This is a genomic window from Bacillus sp. JJ1474 (assembly GCF_036965225.1).
In the GTDB taxonomy this organism is placed as follows: domain Bacteria; phylum Bacillota; class Bacilli; order Bacillales; family Cytobacillaceae; genus Cytobacillus.
The window spans coordinates 1-6,973 of the sequence record NZ_JBALPC010000268.1; the positions used below are offsets into that span (position 1 = coordinate 1).

7 protein-coding genes and 2 pseudogenes are annotated in these 6,973 nt (G+C 35.2%); 6 read left to right on the top strand and 3 right to left on the bottom strand.

Annotation, left to right across the window (positions count from 1 at the left end):
* Positions 1-211 precede the first annotated feature (211 nt).
* Positions 212-766: a GNAT family N-acetyltransferase gene (locus V7164_RS24125; protein WP_335347304.1), complete on the top strand. Its 555-nt coding sequence runs from the start codon at positions 212-214 to the stop codon at positions 764-766.
* A 155-nt stretch (positions 767-921) separates the two neighbouring features.
* Positions 922-1,268, top strand: a pseudogene (locus V7164_RS25770) (NAD-dependent dehydratase); the annotation flags it as partial.
* A 184-nt stretch (positions 1,269-1,452) separates the two neighbouring features.
* Here V7164_RS25770 and V7164_RS24135 read toward each other — a convergent pair.
* Positions 1,453-1,863, bottom strand: coding sequence for a DUF3021 domain-containing protein (locus tag V7164_RS24135; protein ID WP_335347302.1), 411 nt, complete (start codon positions 1,861-1,863; stop codon positions 1,453-1,455).
* Complete coding sequence (locus V7164_RS24140; RefSeq protein ID WP_335347301.1) at positions 1,860-2,318, bottom strand: LytTR family DNA-binding domain-containing protein; 459 nt, start codon at positions 2,316-2,318, stop codon at positions 1,860-1,862. Before V7164_RS24140 ends, V7164_RS24135 begins: the two co-directional genes overlap by 4 nt.
* Positions 2,319-3,214: 896 nt before the next feature.
* Between V7164_RS24140 and V7164_RS24145 the strand changes: the two genes are divergently transcribed.
* Entirely contained in the window at positions 3,215-4,486 is a 1,272-nt protein-coding gene (locus V7164_RS24145) for a RidA family protein (protein WP_335348342.1), read from the top strand.
* Positions 4,487-4,723: 237 nt separating this feature from the next.
* On the opposite strand, the pseudogene V7164_RS25775 reads toward V7164_RS24145, so the two are convergent.
* Positions 4,724-4,915 (bottom strand): annotated as a pseudogene (locus tag V7164_RS25775) (transposase); the annotation flags it as partial.
* 234 nt (positions 4,916-5,149) lie between these two features.
* Here V7164_RS25775 and V7164_RS24150 point away from each other — a divergent pair.
* The 3 genes from V7164_RS24150 to V7164_RS24160 all read left to right on the top strand — a co-directional run bounded on the left by V7164_RS24150 (position 5,150) and on the right by V7164_RS24160 (position 6,540).
* Entirely contained in the window at positions 5,150-5,287 is a 138-nt protein-coding gene (locus tag V7164_RS24150; RefSeq protein ID WP_335348343.1) for a hypothetical protein, read from the top strand.
* Between the two features lie 463 nt (positions 5,288-5,750).
* Entirely contained in the window at positions 5,751-5,951 is a 201-nt protein-coding gene (locus V7164_RS24155) for a hypothetical protein (RefSeq protein ID WP_335355480.1), read from the top strand.
* Between the two features lie 145 nt (positions 5,952-6,096).
* A complete protein-coding gene (locus V7164_RS24160) occupies positions 6,097-6,540 on the top strand; it encodes a hypothetical protein (protein WP_335355481.1) in 444 nt (147 codons plus the stop codon).
* The last annotated feature ends 433 nt before the right edge of the window (positions 6,541-6,973 follow it).

Here is a 6,973-nt window from a genome sequence, read left to right on the forward strand (position 1 = left end):
GAAATAAGGAAAGCGTCTTCTTCATGATAAGTGCCATTTAATAAAGGAAAAATATCAAGAAGAATTGATTACTAATGGGGTAATGATAATATGGTGTTGTAAAATTTGCACTTAAACTGGAAAATAGTTGAATAAGGATTTTGATTATTATGGTATTCTTCATATAAGTATGTGGTTTGAACAAGATAGAATGGGAGGAAGCACGCTTTTTATGATTAAAATTGAAGGACGAAAAGTTGAGTTGAAAGAAGCTACTCAACAGGATATTGATGAATTATATTTTTGGAAATATGAAGAAAAGGAACAAGAAGCCAAGAAATGGAATGGTCCCTACATTCCTGAACCTTACATTACAAAAGAACAATTTCAAATAGATTGGGAGAAAAACTATGAAATTTTCCCCAACATTCCCAATACACTAATCATTTTTGTAGGAGATAAGTTGATTGGAACAGTTGGCTCTTATTGGGTGGATAAAAACACTAATTGGTTAGAAACTGGTATCGTGATTTATGATAAAAATTTTTGGAATGGTGGTTACGGAACTGAGGCTTATAAACTTTGGATTGATTTCCTATTCAGTTCTACTGAATTGCATCGGTTAGGGATGTCAACTTGGTCAGGAAATATAAGAATGATGAAGGTTGCAGAAAAATTGGGAATGAAAGAAGAAGCAAGAATAAGGCAGGCAAGAATGGTGAATGGTGAATATTTTGATGCTATTAAAATGGGGATTTTACGAAAAGAATGGGAACGGTCTTCTTGAAGTAGTAGCTTTAGTAAAATAACAGAAGAGCTTTTATTGCAGTTTCACATATTTTTCAATATTCATTAATCCGGCGCTTTTCTGTAACAAGGAACAGCACTTATTTTCATTATAGGGCCATTTAGCGGAAGAAGGAGTTCGGCTGATTGATATAAAAAGATATCACAAAATGGGTATTTGATATGGCAGAAAGAAGGAAAGCAGGTACATTTAATGTAACAGGTCCGAATGATAAATTAACAATGGAAAAGCTATTATATATCTATGTGAAGCCGTTACCAATAGCTACAGCGAATGAGTATGGGCAAATGAAATTTTTTTTATAGAGCACAATGCTTAGCCATGGACAGAAATGCCCTTATGGATTCCTGAGGACTTCTCCTTAGAGGGTGAAACCAAACCTTGGAAAGGTTCTTTTTCCATCTATATCGAAAATGCAGTTCATGAGGGGCTTACCTCCCTGACATTGGAAGAGACGATTGTTGAAGTTTATGAATGGCTGTAAGCAAGAGCGCAAACGAGCCTTAAAGCAGCGATTCACGTGAAAGAGAACGGAATATGTTAGATGCTGGATTCAAAACGATTTTATTGGATTACGGAGAATGACATCTGGAGTCCATGTGGACGGTTCTTGTGGCCAGGATCTTTTTACTAAAAAACCGGGAGAACCGTCCCATTGGCATTTCTCATAGTTTCTTTAAATCATCATTTAATCTCCGGGCTTGATTTTTGAAGTAAAGGTAAAATGTGATCCAACAGATTGTAAAAGTGACGATGGAGATGAAGAGTGTTAATAAAATACTTTGTATCGTAAATGGAATCCATCCGATCGTAAGGGCCAAGATGAAGTAGAGGATCTTGACGGTTAAGAAATGGAAAATAGTCTGTTGAGAAAGCTTTAAAGTTCTGTTTTCATAGTACATAGAACTCACTGTAAAAAACCATCCGCAGAGAATAGAACCTATCGAGTTCTTCAAAAATAAGCTTCCATCTATCATTTCGAGACCGCCGAAAAGGATTGTTAAATTCGTGTAAAGCACCGTAATGAAGCCTCCAAAGAAAATACCGATGAAACTGCGAAGTATAAATGTCTTCATTCTGTTTTCCTCCTATTAAATTTTAAAGCATCTTTTATCACAGGGACATAGGTACGAGACACGTACTCTTTCTTACCAGATTTGAAATAAACGCAGAGTGTACCATTGAATGAGGCTTCAAAATGGCTCAATTCATGTAAATTGGCAATAACCGATTTAGATAGGCGGATAAATTTATTAGAAGGAAGCAGGGCCTCAAGCTCATATAACTTCTCTTTTAAAATAAATGAATCCGTCCCTGTTACGGCAACTACATGTTCTTTTTCTGTATGAAAATAGTGAATATCCACTGGTTTAAGAATATGCTGCATTTCACCTTTTTTGGCAATCAGGAATGGCTGTTCCCTTCCGTGAATGAAGTCAATTAGTTCCTTAATATTGTCATCTAATTCAGGGCTTTCAATAGTAATCTTCGTTTCTTTAAATGCTTTATCGATGTTTAAAAAAAGTTTCAAATTTCAGACACCTCTTTTCACCAAAAATTATAATTGCTCCAGCACGCGATGTCTGTCAATACTTGTTCTTTTCATTCACTCCTCTCATCATCGCTCTAATCAAATTGTATGTGGATATTCCAAGCAAGTCTGCACTATTCATGTATGTGGCAGAAAAATGAAGGGTAACTTGAAGAAAATTGTTAGTAACTTACATGAAAGGAGGCATGCACTGATTAGCGAAAAACATAAATTGGGCGCTATCTTTAAAGAAGCGCTCATTTTTAATTTTAAGGCCATATTCTGGAATAACACTTTATAAGGAAATGGGAAATTTATGTTATATATACTGTTTTGTTAATATAGGGTTTAGGTTGAGCTTATTGGTGTTGTTCTATTGTTCAACACTTAAGGTTTAAATTTCTAAGCTGCTGACTAATGAATTCAAACAACTTATTTTTAGCCAAAATAAATGTTCCTATATTTCTATAATTAGTTTTAGCTATATGCTCATCTACCTCATATCCGTAGTGGCGAATTACATCTGACAGAAATTTCGTAGAGCTAATGAATAAGCTTAGCAAGGGCTGCGTCGAAATGATTCCATCTTTTTGACGCAGCCCTTAACTGTTGTTGTCCAGAAAAAAACTCAACTCAAAAAACAATTCACAAGAAACAAGTAGTCAACACGAAGAAAGCCTGCTATAATTGACACTTGCTCAAAAACGAAATCTGTGTCTAGTGAGAATTGTTTTTTCAACTTCGTGAAGAACGCCATCGGTTGAGCCAAAGCAGTCTTCAAATCCATATCACTGACTTCCGTTTTTCGTCTATGCAATCACGGAACCATGGTTTAAAGCGGTTTTATTGGTGCATACTTGAGTTAATAAATATTTATCTAAAAGGAGAATACTATCATGAGCGGTTATAACGCAGTAACAGCAAGAAATACGGAAAATGCTCCAAACGGTAACGGTCTATATTCACAAACTGTTGCTTTCTCTCATTACAATAATCTTTCAGCTCAATTACCTATCGAACCTAAAACTGGTAAATTGGTAGCAGGTGGCATTAAAGAGCAGGCTGAACAATGCTTTAAAAACATCAAGGCAATTGTAGAAAGCATTGATCATGTTATGAGCGATGTCGTTAGAATCACTGTATTCGTTAAGAATATCAAAGATGTTGACGCTGTAGACGAAGTTTACAAAACGTTCTTCCCAACCTATGTTCCTTCACGGACAACAGTTGCAGTTGCAGCTTTGCCTATGGATGCTTTGGTGCAAGTTGAAGCACTTGTTTCACACGGTGAAGGTACAATTCCAAACGCGCCACAAGCAGGCGACCTCATTAAGCTTACAAATAACACGGCAAATGCACCAACAAGTCCGCTATCTACACAAACTGTGTCTTTCTCTCATTACAATAATCTTTCAGCTCAATTGCCGATCGATCCGAAAACTGGCCGATTAGTAGTTGGCGGTGTAAAAGAGCAGGCTGGACAGTGCTTAAAAAATATTAAGGCAATTTTAGAAAGTATCGACGTTCCTTTTGATGATATTGTTAAAATTAATATCTTCCTTAAAAACCTATCTGATACTGAAGCCGTAAATGAAGTTTATAAAACATTCTTCCCAGACTCGGCTATCGCCAGAGCCGTAGCTTATGTCCCTGCACGGACAACAGTTGAAGTTGCAGCTCTACCTATGGATGCTTTGGTACAAATTGAAGCAGTGGTGTCACACGGAGATGGTACACCTCCACAAGCTATTGAAGACAGACATGGAATCGTTATATGGGCGAACAATACTGACAATGCACCAAAGTGTTCCCTATCTACACAAACTGTAGCGTTCTCTCATTACAATCACCTTTCAGCTCAATTGCCTTTGGATCCAAAAACTGGTGAGATGGTAGCTGGCGGTGTAAAAGAGCAAGCTGAACAGTGCTTGACAAATATCAAGGCAATTGTAGAAAGTATCAACCACGTTATGGACGATGTAGTTAAAGTAAATATCTTCCTTAAGAATATTGAAGATATGGATGCTGTAGACGAAGCTTACAAAACATTCTTCCCAGGCGGTGTTCCTGCACGAAGAACAGTTGGCGTATCAGCTTTACCTACAGATGCTTTAATCCAAATCGATGCAGTTGTATCAAACGCAGAAGGAACGGCTCCAAAAGCATAACAGGCAGTTGTTTGTAAATAAATACAGGAACTATCAAAGTTACTTGTTATGCCGATGGTGAATGCGAAATCGCATATCCTATTCATAAAAAGGGGCTGTCTCAAATGAAAATTGAGACAGCTTCCTTCTTTTAACATCCCAGATGAAAAGCATCGAGATTTTAGCCGATTATGGCAGAAATCTTAGATGCTTTTTTAGTTTTCGGGCATAACAAAAATACTGGGTTAGCTTGCGAATCTATGCAATTGAATTTTTATAGAGGGTGACACCTAAACTTTGAGGTTGGATACTTTTGTGAAGTTTGTTCAGTTTAGAGACAAAACACAGAAGCATAAACTCAACCTTCACGCTTTGTTTCTCTCTTGTTAAAAATCTTCGAAATCCGTAATCTTCCTTCAAAACTCCGAATACACCTTCCACTTGGATTGATTGATTCTCCCGAGTAAGTCAGGATACGACTTTAAGTAAGGAAATACGCTCTAAGTTAGAGCAAGGGGTAAAGCAACTCGATTTAACAACGATGGCAGATTTGAACAACTCTATATAAAAATCCTTGTGAATTACCGGTGGAAAAAATGTGGCTTACTTCAGGGGACATAAAATCTTCGTTACTGCTGCATACTATTTTTATCAAAATATTTTAATGAATTGAGGTTTTTGAAAATGGATGAAATAAGAACTACAAATCAAGTAGAAGAAGTAAATAAACGCCTTAAAGAAATTCCTAAGGAAGCCGAAGAAAGAAGAATTGAAAATCAGCCTCAAACTGGTAAGAACGAGAAAGCCATTGAGCCGTTTTAAGTCCATCAGACCTGTAGGAAAGCCTCCAGATCTGATTTGGGATACAAACGGTAAACCGAAGAATCTTACTGACCATAAATATCATAAGCAAAAAATAGTGTAGGAGAAATTTTTAATCTTACGCTGTTTTATTCATCGTTATGTCAGCAAATGTTTTAGCTGCAATATGGTTTTTGTTTCGGATGATATCGGCGGGCGTTAACGCTCGCCTTTTTATATGGTACGGAGATTGTGAAAATTGTTTTTTAATTAACTGGAAGGCATACCCGATTAAAAAAACTATGACTATTATTCCAACATCTATCCTTCTTCATGAAAAGACAGATTGTAGAGGATCATTTAATGAAAAATTGGTATTTATCGATAAGATTGTGAAAGATTGTACTTAAGCTAACGGTGTAGAATAGTTCAAGAAAGATAACAAAAAATATTAGTGAATATGATTGGCGTGAAAGGAAAAGTAATGGATAAGGTAAAACTTTATTTAAAATATCGAAAGAAATCATATCTTTTAAATACTGCACTTTTTATTGCAGGTTTCATTGTTGTTATCTTTATATTTGGACCTCCGAAGTATTATGTCATCCCTATTTTATCAATCATATCGGCTTATGGTTTTTTAGAGTTTGTAGAATATAAACGTTGGAAAAAAGAAAATTATTGAGTTTAGCAATCTCAACTAACGGGGCTATTCTTCAAGAAGGAGAATGGCTCTTTCTTATTAATGTAAATGGCAGGATAGTTGAAGAAAAAAAGGATAAAATGAAAATTTTTTTTAAAAAACCATCAAAATGGAGGATGTTGAAGAAGTGGCTGATTATTACTATATGTTATTATTGTCACTTGTAATGGTAATTGGTTCCATCGCTATCATTATGTATTATTATAAAAAGCAAAAGAAACAAGGTAGTTCTTATAAAATGCCAATGAAAGAAGGATTTATTATCATTACTTTTACGCTGTTTTCAGTCATTTGTTTTATATACTCCATACGATTTTTATCAACTGTAATACTTAATCAAACTGAGGAATTTAAAGGAACATGTGATGTGTTTATTTTCGAAGGGGTAAAAAGTGGAGGTGGTTTACAGGTTGAGTTTAAGAAAAAGATTATTGGTTTTTCTCGTCAAGGATATAGTGAAGACCAGGATGGAACATATTACTGTGAAGTAGAATATTATCGTAATTCAGATATAGGAAAATCATTAAAAATCTATGATTTAAATAACCATACATTAATGAAGCCTAAATAATCTATTTATAACTTTTTATTCAACTAAAGGGTGCAATCCCTGAATAAAAAGGGATTGCTCTTTTGCTTATTGAAGTAGGGTAGAAAACTTTATTGATTAAGATTGTAACTTTTTGTAATTTTATCCGTATAACTGATACCGAACAGAATGCAGTAAAACTTACAATAGAGGAACTAGCCTTATTGAAGTATCGGGGGCGTTACTTTAAGATCCAGCTGCCAATTCAGGTGGCTTTTTTATTCAACTAAAGGAGCAGGATAGTTGATGAGAAAATGGTAATATGAAGATATAAGGAGGTTATTTTATGGTAATTCAATCAAATATGACTTCAAAAGCTATAACTGAAGTATGGGTAGATACAGTACAGGTTTTTCAAAAATACAATGTTCTAATTACAAATAAAGCAATAAAAGAATTAGTAACAGAAAACTCT